Annotated in this window: 16 protein-coding genes, 1 tRNA gene and 1 pseudogene; 11 read left to right on the top strand and 7 right to left on the bottom strand. The window is 68.8% G+C overall.

Annotated features, from left to right (window positions below; translation table 11 throughout):
* Positions 1-122 precede the first annotated feature (122 nt).
* The 4 genes from NAM01S_RS20250 to NAM01S_RS20235 form a co-directional block, all read right to left on the bottom strand.
* Positions 123-509, bottom strand: coding sequence for a VOC family protein (locus tag NAM01S_RS20250; protein WP_067787571.1), 387 nt, complete (start codon positions 507-509; stop codon positions 123-125).
* Positions 506-793: an ArsR/SmtB family transcription factor gene (locus tag NAM01S_RS20245; protein WP_067787550.1), complete on the bottom strand. Its 288-nt coding sequence runs from the start codon at positions 791-793 to the stop codon at positions 506-508. Before NAM01S_RS20245 ends, NAM01S_RS20250 begins: the two co-directional genes overlap by 4 nt.
* 337 nt (positions 794-1,130) lie before the next feature.
* Positions 1,131-1,204, bottom strand: a tRNA-Arg gene (locus NAM01S_RS20240).
* A gap of 103 nt (positions 1,205-1,307) precedes the next feature.
* Positions 1,308-1,682, bottom strand: a complete 375-nt coding sequence (locus NAM01S_RS20235; RefSeq protein WP_067787549.1) for a DUF4345 family protein — start codon at positions 1,680-1,682, stop codon at positions 1,308-1,310.
* A gap of 345 nt (positions 1,683-2,027) precedes the next feature.
* On the opposite strand from NAM01S_RS20235, the gene NAM01S_RS20230 reads away from it, so the two are divergent.
* From NAM01S_RS20230 to NAM01S_RS20195, 8 genes are all read left to right on the top strand, one after another.
* Entirely contained in the window at positions 2,028-4,070 is a 2,043-nt protein-coding gene (locus NAM01S_RS20230; RefSeq protein ID WP_067787548.1) for a bifunctional copper resistance protein CopD/cytochrome c oxidase assembly protein, read from the top strand.
* A gap of 52 nt (positions 4,071-4,122) precedes the next feature.
* A complete protein-coding gene (locus tag NAM01S_RS20225; RefSeq protein ID WP_253798958.1) occupies positions 4,123-5,094 on the top strand; it encodes a serine/threonine dehydratase in 972 nt (323 codons plus the stop codon).
* 163 nt (positions 5,095-5,257) lie between these two features.
* Positions 5,258-7,804 (top strand): beta-glucosidase family protein, encoded by a 2,547-nt coding sequence (locus NAM01S_RS20220; protein WP_067787540.1) that lies wholly within the window; start codon positions 5,258-5,260, stop codon positions 7,802-7,804.
* Between the two features lie 192 nt (positions 7,805-7,996).
* Positions 7,997-8,512, top strand: a complete 516-nt coding sequence (locus NAM01S_RS20215) for a single-stranded DNA-binding protein (RefSeq protein WP_084483112.1) — start codon at positions 7,997-7,999, stop codon at positions 8,510-8,512.
* A gap of 113 nt (positions 8,513-8,625) precedes the next feature.
* Entirely contained in the window at positions 8,626-10,302 is a 1,677-nt protein-coding gene (gene ettA / locus NAM01S_RS20210; RefSeq protein ID WP_067787538.1) for an energy-dependent translational throttle protein EttA, read from the top strand.
* 397 nt (positions 10,303-10,699) lie between these two features.
* Entirely contained in the window at positions 10,700-15,649 is a 4,950-nt protein-coding gene (locus tag NAM01S_RS20205) for an NAD-glutamate dehydrogenase (protein WP_067787537.1), read from the top strand.
* 218 nt (positions 15,650-15,867) lie between these two features.
* Positions 15,868-16,326, top strand: coding sequence for an acyl-CoA thioesterase (locus NAM01S_RS20200; RefSeq protein ID WP_342747026.1), 459 nt, complete (start codon positions 15,868-15,870; stop codon positions 16,324-16,326).
* A 42-nt stretch (positions 16,327-16,368) separates the two neighbouring features.
* On the top strand, positions 16,369-17,034 hold the full coding sequence (locus NAM01S_RS20195) for a DUF8185 domain-containing protein (RefSeq protein ID WP_067787534.1): 666 nt from the start codon (positions 16,369-16,371) through the stop codon (positions 17,032-17,034).
* Positions 17,035-17,055: 21 nt separating this feature from the next.
* Here the strand turns inward: NAM01S_RS20195 and NAM01S_RS20190 are convergent, their stop codons facing one another.
* Complete coding sequence (locus tag NAM01S_RS20190) at positions 17,056-17,367, bottom strand: AzlD domain-containing protein (protein WP_067787533.1); 312 nt, start codon at positions 17,365-17,367, stop codon at positions 17,056-17,058.
* A 260-nt stretch (positions 17,368-17,627) separates the two neighbouring features.
* Positions 17,628-18,272 (bottom strand): annotated as a pseudogene (locus NAM01S_RS20185) (AzlC family ABC transporter permease); the annotation flags it as partial.
* Positions 18,273-18,352: 80 nt separating this feature from the next.
* Here NAM01S_RS20185 and NAM01S_RS20180 point away from each other — a divergent pair.
* A complete protein-coding gene (locus NAM01S_RS20180; RefSeq protein ID WP_067787531.1) occupies positions 18,353-18,922 on the top strand; it encodes a helix-turn-helix domain-containing protein in 570 nt (189 codons plus the stop codon).
* Between the two features lie 72 nt (positions 18,923-18,994).
* Here NAM01S_RS20180 and NAM01S_RS20175 read toward each other — a convergent pair whose 3' ends face one another.
* A complete protein-coding gene (locus NAM01S_RS20175; protein WP_245910160.1) occupies positions 18,995-19,711 on the bottom strand; it encodes an HNH endonuclease in 717 nt (238 codons plus the stop codon).
* Between the two features lie 240 nt (positions 19,712-19,951).
* Between NAM01S_RS20175 and NAM01S_RS20170 the strand changes: the two genes are divergently transcribed.
* The gene (locus NAM01S_RS20170; RefSeq protein ID WP_067787527.1) at positions 19,952-20,356 is read left to right on the top strand and encodes a globin; all 405 of its coding nucleotides are present in this window, start codon (positions 19,952-19,954) and stop codon (positions 20,354-20,356) included.
* Positions 20,357-20,468: 112 nt separating this feature from the next.
* On the top strand, positions 20,469-22,073 hold the full coding sequence (locus NAM01S_RS20165) for a glycoside hydrolase family 13 protein (RefSeq protein WP_253798961.1): 1,605 nt from the start codon (positions 20,469-20,471) through the stop codon (positions 22,071-22,073).
* Positions 22,074-22,148: the final 75 nt, after the last annotated feature.

Here is a 22,148-nt window from a genome sequence, read left to right as displayed (position 1 = left end):
CGTCGGCTGAAGCGAAGCTGGGTCCAGGTGCCGCCGGGTGCGGCGGCACCTCCCGAGGGCTGTGTACGGTCATCGCCGACCGGCGGTCACGCCCCGGCGCGGGTGAGACGTGCGACGAAACGTCAGGCCGGGGTGACGATCTGGATCAGGTTCCCGCAGGTGTCGTCGAAAACCGCCGTGGTCACCGGCCCCGCCTCCAGCGGTTCCTGCGTGAACGTGACCCCGAGCCCGCGCAGTCGCTCGTACTCCGCCCGCACGTCGCTGACCTGGAACGAGGCGGCCGGAATGCCGTCGGCGACAAGGCCTTCCTTGTACGGCCCGACCGCGGGGTGCTTGTCCGGCTCCAGCAGGAGTTCCGCGCCCTCGGGGTCCTCCGGTGAGACCACCGTCAACCACCGGGCCTCGCCGAGCGGAATGTCGTGCTTCTTGGTGAAGCCGAGCACGTCGGTGTAGAAGTCGAGGGCCTTCTGTTGGTCGTCGACGAACACGCTGGTGATGTAGATCCTCACGGCGTTGGTCCTTTCCTGGTGACCGGCCACCGCTCGAGGATGGCGGCCAAGGGAGTGGTGTCGATGTGGTGGAACTTGTACCGCCCCTGCTTGCGCGTAGTGATCAGCCCGGCCTCCTCCAGCACGGCCAGATGCTGCGATACGCCCTGTCGGCTCAGGCTCAGCTGATGTCGACTCGTCAGGCGGACACAGAGTTCGAACAGCGTCTGACCGTCGTGCTCGGTCAGCTCGTCGAGAATGGTCCGCCGGGTCGGATCGGCGAGGGCCTTGAAGATATCGCCCACAGGCCGACAATAGGCAAGTCTTCACTTGCCTGTCAACGGAGACTCGGATGCCCCGGGCTGTGGGGCGCTCCCCACGCCGGGTGCACGAATGAATCCCACGTGACTACTGCGGATCCGCGCGGTGGCGCGATGCTGCTCGAACGGGAGAAGCCGAACTCACACCGGTCACGGTGTCCAACGCCTCGGCGTCGGTGTCCACAGAGCGGCGATCCGCCGCAGATCGAGCGCCGACGACAGTTCCTGGCTGTGGACGAGTGTCCTTGTTTGACCGCCGCGCGGTTCGGGTAACAACCCTGTGACCCACATCGGCGTGCGGGCCACAGGGTGCCCACGTGAGCGCCCCCGGCAGGAATCGAACCTGCGACCTAGGGATTAGAAGGCCCTTGCTCTATCCAACTGAGCTACGGAGGCAGCGGTTTCCACCATGGCCGACATTGGCCGTGCTGTCCAGCACGGAAAGTATAGCGACCGTCCAGGAAACTAGATTCTTACCGTCAGCAACATTCCGTCTACCTCAGTCGAGCAGGACAGCGACGCCGAGCAGGGTGGCCAAGGTCACTTCGACGACGAAGTAGAACCAGACGGGATAGAAGGCGGACGCGCGCCCGGTGAACGACGACCAGATCCGGCCGAACGCCATCCCGCCCAACGCGGCGGCCACCGCCACGCACACGCCGAATCTGAGGTCGCCGATATCGGCGGCGGCCAGGCCGAGGACCACCGCCACCGCGATGCCGAAGCCGCCGTAGACCGCGCGCACCTCGGCGTGCGCGTCGGCCCGATCGGCGAGCAGGCCGACGGTGTCGGCCAGCTGACTCGGGCGAAGCAGTCCGTATACGCCCATGGCGGCGAAGAACAGCGCCACCACGGCAATCAGCACGACCGACATCTCACCTCCCTGATCCGCGCCTACCTTATACGCGCTTCGCGGCGCGGGCCGGGCGAAATTCGCGGGGCAGCGGTTCGATGGTTCATCGGCCTGGCGAACGTGCGCCGAGCTTCGCCGCGGAGACACACGTAGCGCGCGTTGCACGGGCGACGCCTGGCGAACGTGCGCCGAGCGTCGCTGCGCGGAGACACAAGTAGCGAGCGTTGGACGGGCGACGCCTGGCGAACGTGCGCCGAGCTTCGCCGCGGAGACACACGTAGCGCGCGTTGCCGGGCGACGCCAGTGGACAGCCGCGAGCATGGCCGGAGCGAACCCAGGGGTACGCACCCAACTACGCTGAGTCGTATGTCGTCACCGCAGGACCCGACCCTCGCACCCGCTGAGCCGGACGTCCCGCGGGCGGATGCGGCGCGCGGTTTCGCCGCCGTGACCGCGTTCGCGGGAGCCATCGCTGCCGTCGTCGCGGCGCTGGTCGTCGGTCTCTCGGCGGCGCAGGCCCTGAGTCTGCTCGGCATTCCGGATCCCGGCCCGCTGACCACCTACGGTCTGCCCGCGCTCCGCGCGCTGGCCGATCTGTTCGCGGCGCTGACCGTCGGCTCGCTGTTGTTCGCCGCGTTCCTGGTACCGCCGCAGTCCGACGGGTTGCTGGATGTGGGTGGGTATCGCGCGCTGCGGCGGGCGTCGAATTTCGCGGTGATCTGGGCGTGCTGCGCCGCGCTGCTCGTCCCGCTGACGGTGTCGGACACAACGGGTCAGCCCGCCAGCGACATCTGGCGTCCGGAACAGCTGTGGCGCGCCATCGCACAGGTGGAGCTCGCCGAGGCCTGGCGGACCACGGTGGTGTTCGCGCTGATCGTCGCGATCGGTTGCCGCCTCGCGCTGCGCTGGGGTTGGACGCCGCTGCTGTTCGGCGGCGCGATCGTGACCATGATGCCGCTCGCGCTGACCGGCCACTCGTCATCGGGTGGCTCGCACGACGTCGCGACCAACAGCCTGATCCTGCACTTGGTGTCGGCGGCGGTCTGGGTGGGCGGTCTGTTCGCCGTGCTCGCGCACGCGATGCGCTCCGGCGCGCACACCGATGTCGCGGTTCGCCGGTTCTCGTTCCTGGCGACCATCGCGTTCGTGGTGATCGGCGTCAGCGGCGTGATCAACTCGTGGGTCCGTGTGCCGTTCGACGAGCTGTTCACCAGCACCTACGGGCGGCTTGTCCTCGCGAAAGCGGCGGCGTTGCTCGTGCTCGGTGTCATCGGCTGGTTCCAGCGCCGCGCGACCGTGCCCGCCCTCGCGGCGAACCCGCGCGACCGCTCCGCGCTGCTGCGTTTCGGCGCGGTCGAGGCGCTGGTCTTCGCGGCCACCATGGGTCTGGCTGTCGGTCTCGGCCGCACTCCGCCGCCACCGCCCGCGACCGTTCCGACGCCCGCCGAGGTCGAGCTCGGCTACGACCTCGCAGGCCCGCCGACGGTCGCGCGGCTGCTGTTCGACTGGCGCTTCGACCTGATCTTCGGCACGGCGGCGATCGTGCTGGCGGTGGTGTACCTGCTCGGCGTGCGGCGATTGCGCAACCGCGGCGATTCGTGGCCGGTCGGCCGGACCATCGCGTGGCTGTCGGCCTGCGCGCTGCTGCTGCTCGCGACGTCGTCGGGGGTCGGGCGGTACTCGCCCGCGGTGTTCAGCGTGCACATGGGCCAGCACATGGCGCTGTCCATGCTCGCGCCGATTCTGTTCGCCCTCGGCGGCGCGGTGACGTTGGCGTTGCGCGCGCTGCCACCCGCCGGACGCACCGGCGTGCCGGGGCCGCGCGAATGGATTCTGGCCGCCGTGCACAATCCGGTGTCCCGTTTCCTGACCCATCCGATCGTGGCGTCGGTGATCTTCGTCGCAGGCTTCTACGCGCTGTACATGGGCGGCATCTACGACACCTTCGTCGACTCGCACGCCGCGCACCTGCTGATGAACCTCCACTTCCTGCTCAGCGGCTACCTCTTCTACTGGGTCGTGATCGGCATCGATCCGAAACCGCGCCAGGTGGAACCGCTCACCAAGCTGGGCATGGTGTTCGGCTCGCTGCCGTTCCACGCGTTCTTCGGCGTCGCGCTGATGAGCATGACGACGGTCATGGGCGGCTGGTTCTTCCGCAGCCTCGACCTGGGCTGGAACAGCGACCTGCTCGGCGATCAGCGCACCGGCGGTAGCCTTGCCTGGGCGAGCGGCGAGGTGCCGTTGGTCGTGGTGATGCTGGCGCTGCTGATTCAGTGGTCGCGCAGCGACGAACGGACTGCCAAGCGCATCGACCGCGCCGCCGATCGCGACAACGACGCGGAGCTGGCCGCCCACAATGCCATGTTCGCCGAACTGGCGAAACGTGACGGAGAGGTGCGTAAGTGAGTGAGGCCGCGCCGCCGGGTTCGGCCCGGTTGTGCGACCGCGGAGTGCGGTCTTGACAGGTAACGACAGGGGTGCGGTCGCGGTGGCCGAAGACTGCCGACGGGTGTATCGCTCCGATGTGCGCGCCGCGCGCCGCCGGACGCTGGGGCGGATCAGGAAGACGCCGGTCTTCCACACGTCGGTGGCCGGTCCGACCGGTCCGGTGCCGGTCACGCTGAAGCTCGAATACCTCCAGCACGGCGGCACTTTCAAGGTCCGAGGCACGCTCAACGCGCTGCTCACCTCGACCGCGCGGACCGATCAGGTGGTCATCGCCTCCGCGGGCAACGCGGGCATCGCCGCCGCGCTGGCCGCCGCCTGGCTGGGCAAGGCATGCACGGTGGTGGTGCCGGAATCCGCGCCGCACACCAAGGTGGCGGCGATGTGGTCGCACGGTGCCGAAGTGCTCTGGCACGGAACGACTTACGCGGAGGCTGCCCGGCATGCCACCGAGCTGGCGGCCGAACGCGGCGCGTTGCAGCTGCACGCCTACGACCTGCCCGCCGTGGTCGCGGGCGCCGGGGTGGTCGGCCTGGAACTCGAAGACCAGGTGCGCGGCAAGCCGCCGGTGCTCGTCGCGGTCGGCGGCGGCGGACTTGTCGCGGGCATCGCCGCGGCGCTCGGTCGCCGTCAGCAGGTGGTTGGCGTCGAGCCGGTCGGCATGCCCGCGCTGCACGCGGCATTGCTCGCCAATCGGACGGTCGACGTCGGCGGCCCCGGCGTCGGATTGGACTTGCTCGGCGCGACCCGGGTCGGCGAGATCGCCCTCGACATCGCGCGGCGCTACGACGTGCCCTCGCTGCTGGTCACCGAGGAGGCGATCACCGCGGCCCGCGAGTACCTGTGGCGCGAATTCCGGATCGTCGTCGAGCTGGCGGGCGCCAGCGCGCTGGCCGCGATCCAGAGCGGCGCGTACACGCCCGCGCCGGGGGAGCGGCCGGTCGTCGTGCTCTGCGGCGCCAACACCGACCTCGGCGCGCTGTGAGTCGGCTCGCTGGCCGCTGATCCGCCCGCAAGCGGATCAGCCGTGGGCCGACCTTCCTCGGAGCGCCTTGACCCGCGCCGTCGAGGTCGGTCGCGCGCGACGCGCCGACGCGTAGATTGTCGAAAGACGCGGGACCCGGCCGACGATCCGAGGAGGAGCGCTGATGCTCGACACGGTGGACGAAGCCCTGCGCGCGCTGGTCGGCGCGCTGCATCTGGAGCAGAAGGTGCGGCTGCTGACCGGCGCGGACATCTGGTCGACCGTGGCCGAGCCCGCGATCGGGCTGCGGTCGATGATGCTCTCCGATGGGCCTTCGGGCGTGCGCGGCCCGGTCTGGGACGAGCGCGACCCGTCGCTCAACCTGCCCTCGGCGACCGCACTCGCGGCGACCTGGGACCTCGACATGGCCCGCCGCTACGGCGCCGCGTCGGCCGCCGAGGCCAAGCGCAAGGGCGTCGATGTGGTGCTCGGCCCGACGATCAACCTGCACCGCAGTCCGTTGGGCGGCAGGCACTTCGAGGCCTACTCCGAAGATTCTTTGCTGACGGGTGAATTGGCGGCGGCTTACGTCCGCTCGGTGCAGGAACACGGCATCGCCGCGACCCCGAAACACTACGTGGCCAACGACTTCGAGACCGAGCGCTACACCGCCGACGTCGAGCTGGACGACCGCGCGCTGCGCGAGCTCTATCTCGCGCCGTTCGAAGCGGCGGTGCGGGCGGGCGCGTGGCTGGTGATGTCGGCGTACAACTCCGTTCGCGGCGTCACCATGTCGGAGAACCCGTTGCTGACGACGCCGTTGCGCACCGAGTGGGGTTTCGACGGCCTCGTGGTGTCGGACTGGGTGGCGGTGCGCAGCACCGAGGCCTCGGCCAACGCGGACCAGGATCTGGTGATGCCGGGCCCGGTGGGTCCGTGGGGCCCGCAACTGGTTGCGGCGGTGCGGGCCGGAGCGGTGCCGGAGGCCGCGATCGACGCCAAGGTGCTGCGATTGCTGCGGCTTGCCCAGCGTGTCGGCGCGCTGGATCTGTCGGATACCGCGTTGCGCGACAACGGTTTCGACACCGCCGCGATCGCGTCGCACGGACACGTCGCGGTGCGCGAGCCCATTGCGCCGGAACCGGAAACGAACGGGAAAGCCGAGGCCGACATCTCCGATCGCGAGGGTAGGGAACTCGCTCGCGAAGTCGCGGCGGCCGGGATGGTGTTGCTGCGCAACAGCGGCGAATTGCCGTGGCCGAGTTCGGGTCCCGGTTCCATCGCCGTGATCGGCGAGGCGGCGATCTGGCCACGCACGCAGGGCGGCGGCAGCGCGACGGTGGTTCCCGCCCAGACCATCAGCCCCGTGGACGGTCTGCGCGCCGCGCTGCCGGACGCGTCCATCACCGTGCATCCCGGCGTGCCGGTCCAGACCGGCATCCATCCGCTCCCGCTGACATCGATGACCGATCCGCGGACTCGCGAACCCGGGTTGCGCGCCCGCTTCCTCGACGCAGACGGCAACGAGCTGCTGAGCGAGCTGCGGCGCGCCGCGCAGCTGGTCTACCTGGGCACCGTGCCCGCGGGCGCGGCCATGCTGGAGCTGAGCACCGAATACCGGCCGGGCGCCGACGAGGCCGCGGCGGCGCGGCTCGGCGTCGCCGGGGTGGGCCGGATACGGATGGAGATCGACGGCGCCGCGGTCATCAACACCGTGCTCGGGGGCAGTGGTGACGCGCTTGGCGCCGCGCTGCTCACCCCGGACGTCGCGTCGGTGCCGGTGGCCGCCGACGGTGCGGGGCCGATCTCGATCACCGTGCGCCAGCAGCTCGAAAACGACGGCGCCGCATTGGGTCTGGTCGCGATCACCGTGGGTACCGAGGCGGCGCACACCGATCCCGCGGACGCGATCGCCGACGCCGCGGCGCTGGCGGGGGCCGCCGATGCCGCCGTCGTCGTGGTCGGTACCAGCTCGCAGACCGAGTCCGAGGGCTTCGACCGCACCACCCTGGCGCTGCCGGGCGCGCAGGACGATCTGGTGCGCGCGGTGGCGGCCGCCAATCCGCGCACCGTGGTGGTGGTGAATTCCGGCGGACCGGTGCTGCTGCCCTGGCGCGACGAGGTCTCGGCGCTGCTGCTGACCTGGTTCGGCGGCCAGGAGATCGGCCACGCGCTGGCCGACGTGCTGCTCGGGCGCGCCGAACCCGGTGGCAGGTTGCCCACCACCTGGCCCGCCGCTGAGGCGGACGTGCCCGTGCTGTCGACCACGCCCGTGGACGGCGTGCTGCGCTACACCGAAGGCATCCACATCGGCTACCGCGCTTGGTTGCGCGCCGGCGTGACACCGGCCTACCCGTTCGGGCACGGACTCGGTTACACCACTTGGGAACTCGCGGATCTCGCGGTGTCGGCTCCGGCGGCGGACGGGTCGGTGGAGGTGTCACTGACCGCGCGCAACACCGGCGCGCGGGCCGGCAAGCAGGTGGTTCAGGTGTATCTGTCCCGTCCCGACTCGGTGATCGAGCGACCGGTGCGGTGGCTGGCCGGGTTCTCGACCGTATTCGCGGAGGCGGGAGCGTCGGTTCCGGTGCGAATCACGGTGCCGCGGCGGTCTTTCGAGCATTGGGATGGGGGTTGGCGGATCGAGCCGGGTGAGTTCACGGTGTCCGCAGGGACGAGTGTGGTCGAGTTGCCGTTGAGCGCGTCCGCGGTGGTCGGCGCGGGCGGGTAAGGGTCGACGCTCCGGGCGGCGGCGAGTGCGAAGCGGTGGCTGTCCACATGCGGCGGACCGAGTTGTCCACAGCGCGAAAGAGGGGGTTCCTTCACACCCCGTGCGCGGGCGAGGCTGGTTAGGCCCTCGCTCGGCGGGGAGGAGACACCCGGAGCGTCCGGCCCGGGTCCGATAGGTGAAGGGGCGAAAATCATGTACGAAGCGATGGCCACGGTGGTCGGCACGGTGGTGACCAACCCGGTCAAGCGGGACCTGAGCAACGGCGAACAGGTGCTCACCTTCCGGATGGCGAGCAACTCGCGCAGGCTGGACTTCGCGTCCGGTGAATGGGTGGACAACGGGACCTTGTATCTCACAATCAGCTGCTGGCGGCGGCTGGTCGGCGGCGTGGACGCGTCGCTGCGGCGCGGCGACCCGGTACTCGTCTACGGGCAGCTGCGCTCGCACGAGTACCGGACCAAGGACGGCGTCGAGCGGCGCGATCTGGAGATGCGGGCCACCGCCGTCGGCCCCGATCTGTCCCGATGCACGGCGCAAGTGAGCCGCCGATCGGAGACCGGCGGCGGGCCCACGGCGTTGATGCGGAATACTTGTATCGGATCCAGCGCTGAAAATCGTGCACGCGTCGGCGAGGAATTGGGGGACAGTGCCGCGACCGTGGCTTCCGTACCTTCCGGAAGTGCCGCACCCGAGCCCGTCGACGCCTGATCCTGCCCGCAGAACGTCGGGCGCGAGCACGGTGAATCCGGCGCGAGGATGCCCGCGTGCCGTGAGTGGCTCTGCTTCGTTCCACTGTTCCCGAGACCGATAGGCTTCCGCATATGGCTGAGTTCATCTACCAAATGAAGAAGGTTCGCAAGGCGCACGGCGACAAAGTCGTGCTCGACGATGTCACCTTGAACTTCCTTCCCGGCGCCAAGATCGGCGTCGTCGGCCCCAACGGCGCCGGTAAATCCAGCGTGCTGAAGATCATGGCCGGACTGGACCAGCCCAACAACGGCGACGCGTTCCTCGCGCCGGGCGCGACGGTCGGCATCCTTCAGCAGGAGCCGCCGTTGAACGAGGAGAAGACCGTTCGAGGCAACGTCGAGGAGGGCCTCGGCGAGGTCAAGGTGAAGCTCGATCGCTTCAACGAGATCGCCGAACTCATGGCCACCGACTACTCCGACGAGCTCATGGAGGAGATGGGCAAGCTGCAGGAGTACCTGGACCACGCCGACGCGTGGGACGTGGACTCCCAGCTCGAGCAGGCCATGGACGCGCTGCGCTGCCCGCCGCCGGACGAGCCGGTCACCAACCTCTCCGGTGGTGAGCGTCGCCGCGTCGCGTTGTGCAAGCTGCTGCTGAGCAAGCCCGACCTGCTGCTGCTCGACGAGCCGACCAACCACCTCGACGCCGAGTCGGTGCTGTGGCTCGAACAGCATCTGGCCCAGTACCAGGGCGCCGTGCTGGCCGTCACCCACGACCGGTACTTCCTGGACAACGTCGCGGGCTGGATCCTCGAGCTCGACCGCGGCCGGGCCTACCCGTACGAGGGCAACTACTCCACCTACCTGGAGAAGAAGGCCGAGCGCCTCGAGGTGCAGGGCAAGAAGGACCAGAAGCTGCAGAAGCGGCTGAAGGAAGAGCTCGCGTGGGTGCGTTCCGGCGCCAAGGCCCGCCAAGCCAAGAACAAGGCTCGCCTCGGCAGGTACGAGGAGATGGCGGCCGAGGCCGAGAAGATGCGGAAGTTGGACTTCGAGGAGATCCAGATCCCGCATGGCCCCCGACTGGGCAATGTGGTCGTCGAGGTCTCGCACCTGGACAAGGGCTTCGGCGAGCGTCAGCTCATCAAGGATCTGTCGTTCACCTTGCCGCGCAACGGCATTGTCGGTGTCATCGGTCCGAACGGTGTCGGTAAGACCACCCTGTTCAAGACCATCGTCGGGCTGGAGCAGCCCGACAGCGGCGAGGTGAAGGTCGGCGAGACGGTCAAGCTGAGCTACGTCGACCAGAACCGCGCGGGCATCGACCCGACGAAGAACGTCTGGCAGGTGGTTTCCGAGGGCCTGGACTTCATCCAGGTCGGCAACCAGGAGATGCCCTCGCGCGCGTACGTCAGCGCGTTCGGTTTCAAGGGCCCGGACCAGCAGAAGCCTGCCGGTGTGCTCTCCGGCGGTGAGCGCAACCGCCTGAACCTGGCGATGACCCTCAAGCAGGGCGGCAACCTGATCCTGCTCGACGAGCCGACCAACGACCTCGACGTGGAAACCCTCGGTTCGCTGGAGAACGCGCTGGAGCAGTTCCCCGGCTGCGCCGTGGTCATCTCCCACGACCGCTGGTTCCTGGACCGCACCTGCACGCACATCCTCGCGTGGGAGGGCGATTCGGATAACGAGGCCAAGTGGTTCTGGTTCGAGGGCAACTTCGAAGCGTACGAGGCCAACAAGATCGAGCGCCTCGGTCCGGAGGCGGCCCGTCCGCACCGGGTGACGCACCGCAAGCTCACCCGCGACTGAGCAATACCCGCCGACGGGGCGATCGCCGCGCGCATCGCCCCGTCGCAAGGCCGCTTCGCCGAAGGAATTGCGGAGAAACACCCGCGGGCGGTCGCTCCATCGAAGGAAATACGGTCGGCCCTATCGCAGCCCAAAACTGGCTAAGGTAGGAACCGTGCATGCGCAGGCGCTGTCCGGACAATGGGTCCTTCCCACCGCGATCGCGTCTACGTGACGTTTGCCGGTCCGATCGGGTGCTGTGCCGAGAGATCGACCTCGGCAATTCATCGGCGAACGCACGGTATCGGTGAACACCCTGCATTTGGAAGGGAATTCACCTCCGCGTCAGCACGGCACAGCTACTCTCGGACCGGCGTCACTTTGTTGCGGAACCGAATCCGAGGGAGTTGGCGAAAAAATGACGGTCTCGTCCGAATTGTCCAGTGCGGCGTGGGCCGCGAGTTTGCCGCAGTCGCTGCGCGGTGATCTCGCGACCCTCGAGGAGGCGTATTTCCGCCACGTCGACGCGGGCGATGTGGACTGTGCGATCACGGGTATCACCCAGATCTTCCGGCGGCACCTGGAATTGGCGATGACACGCCAGGCCGGTCGCGCTCTCGTCCGGGTCTATCACCCGGACGACGGTTCGGGGTTGGGCGCCGCGGTCCAGGTCGTGACCGACGATATGTCGCTGCTGGTCGAGTCGATCACCTCCTCGCTGAGCCGGATCGGGGTGAGCGTCAGCGAGGTCATCCATCCGATCTTCGAGGTCGAGCGCGACGACGACGGACGGCTGACCAGGGCGGTGCCGCACGAGGTCGACGCCAACGGCGGGATGGCGCTGCGCGAGTCCTGGATGCACCTGCAACTGCACCCCTCGACCAGCCGCACCCAGCTCGAGCGCATCGAACATTCCATGCCGGACGTGATCGCCGACGTGCGGCAGGTCATCGGCGACACCGAGGCCATCAAGCAAGTCCAGAGCGATCTGGCCGACCATTTGGAACGGGCGGCGAAGACCGGCGCCGCGCCGTTCTCCGCGACCGAACTGACCGACTGCGCCAATCTGCTTCGCTGGCTGGGCGAGGGCAATTTCACTGTCCTCGGATTCGCCCGCTATCGCCTGAGTACCGAGGGCGACAAGACCGTGTCGAATCCGCTGCCCGGCACCTGCCTCGGCGTGCTGCGTCCTGATGTCGGCACCGACTTCCACGTTCCGGTCAACGGCGCCGATCGGCCGTTGCTGATGTTGACCCAGGGTCTGGTGCCCGCCACCGTGCACCGCTCGGTGTACCCCTATTTCGTCGGCGTCGCCGATTTCGACGAGTCCGGCGCGATCATCGGCGAGCACCTGTTCATCGGTGTCTTCACCGTGACGGCGGTGCACGAGAACGTCCTCGACATCCCGGTGATCGGCCGCCAGGTGCGCGCGGTGATCGAGGAGAGCGGATTCGACCTGGACTCGTTCTCCGGCCAGGCCATGCTCGAGGTCATCCAGTCGTTCCCGCGCACCGAATTGTTCTCCTCCGACACCGAGACCATGCGGCGTACCGCGCTCGCCGTGCTCAATGTCGGCCTGCGCCGCCAGGTTCGCCTGTTCATGCGGCTGGACACCTACGGCCGGTTCGTGGCCTGCCTGGTCTACCTGCCGCGCGATCGCTACACCACCCGGGTGCGGCTGGAGATGCAGGACATCCTGGTCCGCGAGCTGGGGGGCGTCTCCATCGACTACTCCGCGCGGGTGAGCGAAAGCGAGCTCGCCAGTGTGTATTTCACGGTGCGGATGCCCGACGTCGGGTTCACCACTCCGACCGTGCCCAGCGAGGCGCCCGCCGTCGTCGACACCTCCGAAGCCAATCGGTTGCGCATCCAGCGCCTGCTCGCCGAGGCCAGCAACACCTGGGACGACCACCTCAACGACGAGGTGAGCACCTCGACGGTGCTCGATCCCGCCTTGGTGCAGCGCTACGCCTCGGCCTTCCCCGAGGGATACAAGCAGGACTTCAGTCCGGGCCGCGCCCTGCGCGACATCGGCAGGCTGGAGCGCTTGGCAGAGGGCGCCATCGCCCAGCATCTCTACCGCAAGCCGGAGTCGGCGCCCGGCTCGTGGCGCTTCACCCTCTACATCGGCGGCACCGGCGTCTCGCTGAGCCAGGTGCTTCCCGTGCTGCAGAGCCTCGGCGTCGAGGTGGTCGACGAGCGGCCGTATCAGATCCAGCTGGACCCGGCCAAGGCTGGCGGCCCGAGCGTGGAGCGCTGGATCTACGACTTCGGTCTGCTGGCCCGCCCCGAACTGCTGCGCAGCTCGCTCGACCGCGATCTGGACGCCGAACTGCTGGAGTCCCCGGCGCGGGCCGACGCGCTGGAGGCCGAGGTGCGCGGCCTGCGCGAACGCTTCACCGACGCCTTCGAGGCGGTCTGGTACGACCGCGCCGAGGCCGACGGCCTCAACGAGCTGGTGCTGCGCGCACGGCTGCCGTGGCGTGCCGTGTCGATCCTGCGCACCTACGCGAAATACCTGCAGCAGGCCGGTTTCCCGTACAGCCAGGCCAACATCACCAGGGTGCTGCTGACCTACCCGGACGCGGCGCGGTTGTTCGTCGACCTGTTCACCGCGCGGTTCGATCCGGACACCGCCTCGGCCGAGCGCGCCGCCGAACTGGAGACCATGCTGCGCGCCCGCATCGACGAGGTGGTGAGCCTGGACGCGGACCGCATCCTGCGGGCCATCCTCGGCCTCGTCAAGGCGACGTTGCGCACCAACTACTACGTGACCGACGTCGAGGGCAGGTCGCGCGACTACGTCTCGATGAAGGTCGAGCCGCGCGAGATCGCCGAATTGCCCAAGCCGCGACCGCAGTTCGAGATCTTCGTGTACTCGCCGCGGGTCGAGGGCGTGCACCTGCGCTTCGGTCCGGTCGCGCGCGGCGGCTTGCGCTGGTCGGACCGCCTGGAGGACTTCCGCACCGAGATCCTGGGTCTGGTGAAGGCGCAGGCGGTGAAGAACGCGGTGATCGTCCCGGTCGGCGCCAAGGGCGGATTCGTGGTGAAACGCCCGCCCGCCTCGACCGGCGATCCGGGCGCCGACCGGCAGGCGCTCGGCACGGAGGGCGTCGCCTGCTACCGCACCTTCATCTCCGGTCTGCTCGACATCACCGACAATGTCGACCTGGCCACCGGCCGGGTGCTGCCGCCCGCACGGGTGGTGCGCCGCGACGGCGACGACACCTACCTGGTGGTCGCCGCCGACAAGGGCACCGCGACGTTCTCCGACATCGCCAACGACGTGGCCAAGAGCTACGGGTTCTGGCTCGGCGACGCGTTCGCCTCCGGCGGCTCGGCGGGGTACGACCACAAGGCCATGGGCATTACGGCCAAGGGCGCGTGGGAAAGCGTGAAGCGGCACTTCCGCGAGATGGACATCGATACCCAGACCGAGGACTTCACCGTGGTCGGCATCGGCGACATGAGCGGCGACGTCTTCGGCAACGGCATGCTGCTGTCCGAGCACATTCGCCTGGTCGCGGCCTTCGACCACCGGCACATCTTCCTCGATCCGAATCCGGACGCCGCCCGTTCGTTCCGCGAGCGGCAGCGCATGTTCGCGTTGCCGCGGTCCTCCTGGGCCGACTACGACACCTCGCTGATCAGCGCGGGTGGCGGCGTCTGGGATCGCACGGTGAAGTCCGTGCCGATCAGCCCGCAGGCGCGGGTCGCGCTCGGCCTCGGCGAGAACGTGGAATCCCTGTCGCCGCCGGAACTGGTGCGCGCGATCCTGCTCGCGCCCGCGCAGCTGCTGTGGAACGGCGGCATCGGCACCTACATCAAGGCGAGCACCGAATCCAACGCCGACGTCGGCGACAAGTCCAACGACCCGGTGCGCGTCAACGGAAACCAGTTGCGGGTCAGGGTGATCGGCGAGGGCGGCAACCTCGGCGCCACCGCGCTCGGCCGCATCGAGTTCACCCGCAACGGCGGCAAGATGAACACCGACGCGCTGGACAACTCCGCGGGCGTGGACTGCTCCGACCACGAGGTCAACATCAAGGTGCTGCTCGACGGCGTGGTCAGCAGCGGACTGCTGCCCGAGGAGGAGCGCAACCCGCTGCTCGCCTCGATGACCGACGAGGTCGCCCGAATGGTGCTGCGCGACAACGTGTCCCAGAACTTCCTGATGGGCATGTCGCGTTTCGAGGCGCCGCGCATGATGAACGTCAACATGCGGCTCATCGACGACCTCGAACAGCGTCGCGGCCTGGACCGCGAACTCGAGGCGCTGCCCTCCGACGCCGAGATGAAGCGCCGTCAAGAGGACGGCGCTGGCCTGTGCTCGCCGGAACTGGCCAATCTCATGGCGCACGTGAAGCTTTCGCTCAAGGCCGATCTGCTCGACTCCGATCTGCCGGACATGGCCTACTTCGCTGCCCGCCTTCCGGAGTACTTCCCGACGCCGCTGCGGGACCGTTTCGGCAGCGCCATCAAGAAGCACCGGCTGCGCCGCGAGATCGTCACCACGATGATCGCGAACGAGATGGTGGACTACGGCGGGATCAGCTACGCGTTCCGGCTGATCGAAGAGGTGGGCGCGACGACCGCCGACGCGGTGCGCGCCTTCGCCGCGACCACCGAGATCTTCGACCTGCATGCCATGTGGGCGCGGATCCGCTCGGCCGACATCCCCATCTCCGTGCGCGACGAACTGGAGCTGGAGACCAAACGCACCCTCGACCGCGCCTCGCGATGGCTGCTCAGCAACCGCCCGCAGCCGATCGCCGTCGGCGCCGAGATCAACCGCTACAGCAGGGGCGTGCGCGAGCTGGCCTCGAAGGTCCCTGGCTGGCTGCGCGGCCACCACGTGGCGACGCTGACCGATCAGTCCGCGGAGTTGATCGCGCGCGGCGCACCGACCGACCTGGCGACCGAGGTGTTCGGCCTGCTGACGCTGTTCCCGCTGCTCGACGTGCTCGACATCGCCGACATCACCGATCGTGACGGCGAGGAGGTCGGCGCGCTGTACTACGCGCTGAACGACCATCTCAAGATCGATTGGCTGCTCCAGGCGGTGAGTCACCTCGAGCGCGGGGACCGGTGGCACGCGCTGGCCAGGCTGGCGCTGCGCGACGACATGTACGGTTCGCTGCGCTCACTCACCTTGGACGTGCTCTCCGCCGGTGAGCCGGAGGAGACCGCCGACGAGAAGATCGCCTACTGGGAGTCGAAGAACCAGTCCAGGCTGGGCCGCGCGCGGGCGGCGCTGTCGGAGTTGTTCGAAAGCGGCGCCCACGATCTGGCGACGTTGTCCGTGGCGGCACGGCAGGTGCGCAGCATGGTCAGCGGTGTCGGCGCGCAATCGGAGGTGCCGCGCTAAAGCGCAATGCACGGCCCCCGACAGGACCACTCGGGCCGACATTGCGATACTGGACGGCGAAGATCGGTCTCGATCCGGGTGCGTCCCGGATCGCAGTGTCGGTGTTGTCGGATTTTCCAGACCCACGATCTCGCCTCGTCTGCCTGTTGCGACGCCGCAGCGTGTGCGTCCTGGTGGGTGACTGGGCGTCCACCGGAGGTACCACAGTGACGAATTCATTGAACGGTAACGGGAAGGGCCACGGGAGTTCCGTGCTGCTGCCCAAGCGTTTTCACGCCAAGGTCGAGATCCGGTGGTCCGACATGGACGTGTTCCAGCACGTCAACCACGCCAGGATGGTGACCCTGCTGGAAGAGGCGCGTATCCCGTGGCTGTTCGAGGAAGGCCGCCCGACCTCCGCGCTGCGGTCCGGCTGTGTGCTCGCGGATCTGCGCGTGCGCTACCGCGGGCAGCTGCGTCATGAGGACACCCCGCTCGATATCGCGATGTGGATCGAGCAGTTGCGCGCGGTCGATTTCACGGTCGGCTACGAGGTGCGGGCCAACGGCGCGGCGCCCGACTCGCCGCCCGCCGTGCTCGCCACCACCCAGCTCGCGGCGTTCGACATCGACACCCAGCGGCTGCGCCGCCTGACCGATCCGGAGCGCGAGTACCTGGCCGGGTGGATGGACAAGTGACCGCGACCTGATCGCCGGTCCCGCGACGACAGAACGGTTGTGATGGCAGAGCAGCGGGTGCTGCACGTTTCCGATCCGGCCGAACGCGAGAACCTCGCCACGTTCCTGAGCAGGGCGGTCCGGCTGGACCAAGCCGCGGTGGTGCGCCTGCGCCGCCGTGGCGAGCGGTACGTATCGGCCTGGGTCGCTACGGGTTTCGAGGCGCTCGCGGTGCGGACGGTGGTCGCCGAACTCGGCGTCGACGATGTCACCGTCGGCGCCGACTTGGTGCTGGCCGGACTGGCGTCGGGCAGTCCGATCGATTTGGGTTATTCGATGGACTCGGCCTGGCGCGGCGCGCTTCCGCCCATCGACGGGTTCGCGCACGTCGACGATGTGCCCGCCCGCACCCTCGTCGAATTGGCAGAGCGCGGAGCGGAATTGGCCAAGGAACACGGCAGCCAGCACGGTCCGCCCGCCTCGCTGCTCGACCAGACCGTGCTGACCGTCTCGGCCGCCGACACCCGGGTGGAGGTCCCGATGCGGGTCGTCTTCGCGCTCACCGCAATGGATTTCATCCCGCACTCCGGTGAGAAGGCCGAAGCTCGCCGCATTCCGCCCGCCGAGATCGTGCGCGTCCGCGCCACCCCCACCTGGCTGCGCCTCGACGCCCGCTACGGTTCGGTCGCCCGCCGCCGCGCGGGCAGCATCCCGCTACTGCCGAGCTGAACGCCGAGCCCTTACGGCGACTCAGGAAACTCCGATGAGCCGCAGCACGGCGGTGGTCGCCGCGGCGGCCAGGATCACCACGAGCAGGGGACTGCGCCGCCACGCGAGGATTCCGCCGGCCACCACCCCGGCGGGCAGCGCGACGCCGACATGCCCCGTGCCGAAGGGCAGGGTCGTCACGGCGACCAGCGCGGCCAACAGTACGACCGCGCCGATCTCCAGCAGTTGGCGCGCGCGTTCCGGAAAGCGAACGCGGCTGCGCAAGGCGGGTCCGGCCCAGCGGAAGGCGTAGGTGCCCACCGCGAGGGCGATCACTCCGGCGGCCAGCATCATCGAGGCTCCTTCGGTCCGCGGTCGCAGGAGACGTAGTCGGCACTCTCCGGCGCCGAAAGCGCTTCGTCCGGCGCGAGGCCTGGCACATCGCGCGCTGCGTCGGTCACGAAGTACCGCTCCTTCGCCGCGGAGTTCGCCGCGGAGTGTCGTTCGTCGGTCGCGGAGTTCTCCACGGAGTGCACTTCGATCGCGGAGCCGTGTTTCTCGCGCACGGTCCCGTGCACGTCGCTCGCGCCGCGCCCCAGCGTGATGGCCGCGACCACCACGCCCGAAAGAGCAAGCAGCACGGGCAAACCCGCGGGCAGGAAGGGCGCACTCAGCACCGCGACGCCGGTTCCGACGCACACCGCCCCGAACGTCGTCCGGTCGCGCAGCGCCGGAATGACCAACGCGAGCAACACCGCGGGGAACACCGCGTCCAAGCCGAGTACCGAGGTATCCGGCACCACCGTTCCGATCAGCGCGCCGAGCGCCGCCCCGCCCGGCCAGGCGAGCAGGACACCGAGCCCGCAGGCCCAGTAGACGGCGCGGCGGCGGTCGGGTTCGGATTCGGCCAGCGCCATCGCGACCGCCTCGTCGTTCATCACGTGCACGCCGATCAGCCGCCGCCATCCGGTGCCGACGACGTCCGGGACCGACAGCCCGTAGGGCAGGTGTCGCGCGTTGACCAGCAGTCCGGCCAGCGTCGCCGCGATCGGATTGCCGCCCGCCGCGACGATACCGATGAACAGGAACTCCGCGCCGCCCGCGAGCACGACGGTGCCGAGCAGCACCGGCAGCCACACCGGAAAGCCCTCGGCTACCGCGGTCGTACCGTAGGAGATGCCGATGACGGCGACGGCGAGGCACACCGCCGCGATGCCGGACAGTGTCTCCCGGTCCAGTGTTCGCCATATCGAACGCATGTAGCTTATAGTGAACATGGCAGGCCGGTTCGTCAATATGGTTTTCTGTTGGGCGGTTCGCACTCGACGGGAGCTGGGGCATGACGCGGAACGACACCACGACGGCGACGCCGCAGGCGGTGATCGCGGCTTCGCTGCGCCGCGAGCGCACCCGCGCCGGGCTCTCGCTGAGCGAGGTGGCGAACCGGGCGGGCATCGCGAAATCCACGCTCTCCCAATTGGAGTCGGGTAGCGGGAACCCGAGCCTGGAAACCCTGTGGGCGCTGTGCGTCGCGCTGGACATGCCGTTCTCCCGGCTGCTCGATCCGCCGCGGCCGACCGTCCAGGTGATCCGGGCGGGCGAGGGGCCGCGGGTGGCCGCCGAGCGGTCGGAATACACCGCGACGCTGCTCGCGTCCGGTTTGCCGAACACTCGCCGCGACCTGTTCCGCATCACCGCCGAACCCGGCCACCCACGCGCCTCGGACCCGCACATCCCCGGCGTGATCGAGCACGTGCTCCTCGCGACAGGGCGGGCGATGGTCGGCCCCACCGAGTCGCCGGTGGAGCTGGGACCGGGCGACTACATCGCCTATCCGGGCGACGCGCCGCACATCTTCGAGGCGCTGGAATCCGGCACCTGGGCGACGCTCATGGTCGAGTACGGCTGATCCACGTCGGCTTGGGCAGAACTGCGGCCGCCACGTATCGGACGAGCCTCAGTCGGAGCTCGACCCCGGTGCTCAGGCAGCGCCTTCGCCGAGGTACTGCAACCAGATCGGATCGAGGTCCGAGGTCGTCGACAGCAGCCGCCAGTGCGGCCCTTTCGGCGAGACAAGCGGCGAGCGCAACGTCCAGCCGAGCTCGCTGAGCAACTTGTCGGCTTTGCGGTGGTTGCACGGCGCGCAGCTGGCGACGCAGTTCTCCCAGGAATGCTCGCCGCCGCGGCTGCGCGGGACGACATGATCGATGGTCTCGGCCTTGCCGCCGCAGTATCCGCAGCGGTAGCGGTCGCGGTGCATGAGCGCGGCCCTTGTCATCGGGACGCGGGCGCGATAGGGGACGCGCACGTAGGTGCGCAGCCGGATGACCGAGGGAACGGCCACCTCGGATCCGGCGGAATGGACGACCGGTCCTTCGGGATTGTGGTGCACGGCGTCGGCTTTGTCGCAGATGAGCAGGACGACGGCACGGCGGGCGGACAACGCGGTGAGCGGCTCGTAGGTGGCGTTCAGAAGCAACACCCGGCGCTTCAACCAGTTGGCGGTCTCGGCCTGGACCGGCGTGAGATGGTGGCCGTGATCGGCACGATGAGGAGCCTCACCCGGGCGGTGGGATCCAGGATGATGATCGGACAAGATGTGCAGCGGAGTAGCCCCCGACCCACGATTGTGGACGTCGGCGGGCTGGAGTTGTCGGTGGGTCCTGGCCTCGTGTGACCGGCCGTGCCGCTGCTTCATCTGGGTGACCCCGATTTCGTCAGGTTCAAGATCATGTGATATCTCCCGTGGAGACTGCCACCAATATGACCATGGAACTCGCCTGATTGCACGGTGATTTCGCACAATGTTGGGTTAACTGCCGCTGAAGAGCCGCCGCTCCGCTATCTGGACCGCGGTCGCGCGGCCCGTCCAGCCGTGGCGGCCGAGCCCGCGCCGGGCACAATGGAGTGCGGGGATTCGACCAATCGAGAGGACCTGATGAGTTCGGGCGAGCAGACCACGACGTCGTTCTACGAGGCGGTCGGCGGCGCGGAGACGTTCCGTCGGCTCGTGGCGGTGTTCTACCGAGAGGTGGCCGCCGACGAGATCCTGCGTCCGCTCTATCCGGAAGAGGATCTCGGACCCGCGGAGCGCAGGCTGCGCATGTTCCTCGAACAGTACTGGGGCGGTCCGCGCACCTACTCCGACGAACGCGGGCATCCGAGGCTGCGGATGCGGCACATGCCGTTCACCATCGGTCCGCTCGAGCGCGACGCCTGGCTGCGCTGCATGCACATCGCGGTCGCGGAGCTCGAGCCCGAGGTCCTCGACGACGAACACCGCAAGGCCCTGCTCGACTATCTGGAGATGGCCGCGTACTCGCTGGTGAACTCGCCGATGTGAGCCGCGAGGCACCGTACCGGCCGGGCAAGGGATTCGCTGTGAATTTGCCAGATAGTGTGACATGCGGTCACCCGTGCGGAATTCGTCGCATGTCTTTGGCACTATTACGAACGTGACAGCTACACCTGCCGTGCAGGCGCCGGCGGATCGCACCGGCCAGCCGTGGTGGCGTTCCGCCGTGTTCTACCAGGTCTACCCCCGTTCCTTCGCCGACTCCGACGGTGACGGCATCGGTGATCTGGGCGGCGTCCGCGAGAAGCTCGGCTATCTGGAATTGCTCGGCGTCGACGCACTGTGGATCTGCCCGGTCATGCGCTCGCCGATGGCCGACGGTGGCTACGACGTCGCCGATCCCCGCGACATCGATGCCCTGTTCGGTGGCATGGCCGCGCTGGACGCGCTCATCACCGAGGCACACGCCCGGCGGCTCAAGGTCACCATGGACCTGGTGCCGAACCACACCAGCAGCGAGCACCCTTGGTTCCAGGCGGCGCTGGCCGCCGCGCCGGGCAGCCCCGAACGGGCGCGCTACATCTTCCGCGACGGCCGAGGACCCAACGGCGACGAGCCGCCCAACAACTGGCCGAGCATCTTCCGCGGTCCGGCCTGGACCAGGGTCACCGAGCCGGACGGCACGCCCGGCCAGTGGTACCTGCACCTCTTCGCGCCGGAACAACCCGACCTGAACTGGGAGAATCCCGAGGTCGTCGCGGATTTCGAGCAGACGCTGCGGTTCTGGCTCGACCGCGGCGTGGACGGTTTCCGCATCGACGTCGCGCACGGCATGGCCAAACCGCCTGGCCTGCCGGACATGGAGACCGTGTCCACCAAGATGCTCATCCACGACGACAGCGACCCGCGCTTCAACAACCCGGCCGTGCACGACATCCACCGCCGCATCCGCAAGGTGATCGACGAGTACCCGAACGCGGTGTCCATCGGCGAGGTCTGGGTCGACGACAACACCCGCTTCGGCGAATACGTGCGACCCGACGAGCTGCACCTGGCCTTCAACTTCCGCCTGGCCGAGACGGCGTTCACCGCCGAGGCGGTCCGCGACGCCATCGACAACTCGCTGTCCGCGGTCGCGCCGGTCGGCGCCTCGCCCACCTGGACCCTGTCCAACCACGACGTCGAACGCGAGGTCACCCGCTACGGCGGCGGAGCGACCGGGTTGGCGCGGGCCAAGGCGATGATCCTGGTCGAGCTGGCACTGCCCGGCGCGGTGTTCATCTACAACGGCGCCGAACTCGGCCTGCCGAACGTGGACGACCTCCCCGAAGACGTGCTGCAAGACCCCGTCTGGGAACGGTCGGGACGCACCGAACGCGGGCGTGACGGTTGCCGGGTGCCGATCCCGTGGGAGGGCGACCGGCCGCCGTTCGGGTTCACCAAGGGTGAGCGCTCGTGGTTGCCGATTCCGCCGGAGTGGGCCGGATTGAGCGTGGAGGCGCAGCTCGAGGAGCTGGGTTCGACCGTCTCGCTGTACCGGTTGGCGATCGAATTGCGCGGTCTGCGACCGGAATTCGCGGGCCCGAGGATCGAGTGGTACGGCAGTCCCGCGGGTTGCCTTGCCTTCCGCCGTCCCGGCGGGCTGGTCTGCGTGCTCAACGCGAGCGCAGCGCCGATCCCGCTGCCGCCCGGCGAACTGCTCCTGGCCAGCGCACCGCTGACCAGCGGGCAACTGCCGCCCGACGCGGCAGCTTGGCTGGTCTGACCTACACCGCGACCACGAACTCCCTATCGGTCTCGTCCGGGCATTCGATGGCCCCGCAGTGAACCGCAGTCGAGT

The sequence above is a fragment of the Nocardia amikacinitolerans NBRC 108937 genome (genome assembly GCF_001612615.1).
Taxonomy (GTDB): domain Bacteria; phylum Actinomycetota; class Actinomycetes; order Mycobacteriales; family Mycobacteriaceae; genus Nocardia; species Nocardia amikacinitolerans.
The sequence above is the reverse complement of the archived record's forward strand: the minus strand, read 5'-3'. Positions and strand labels throughout refer to the sequence as shown.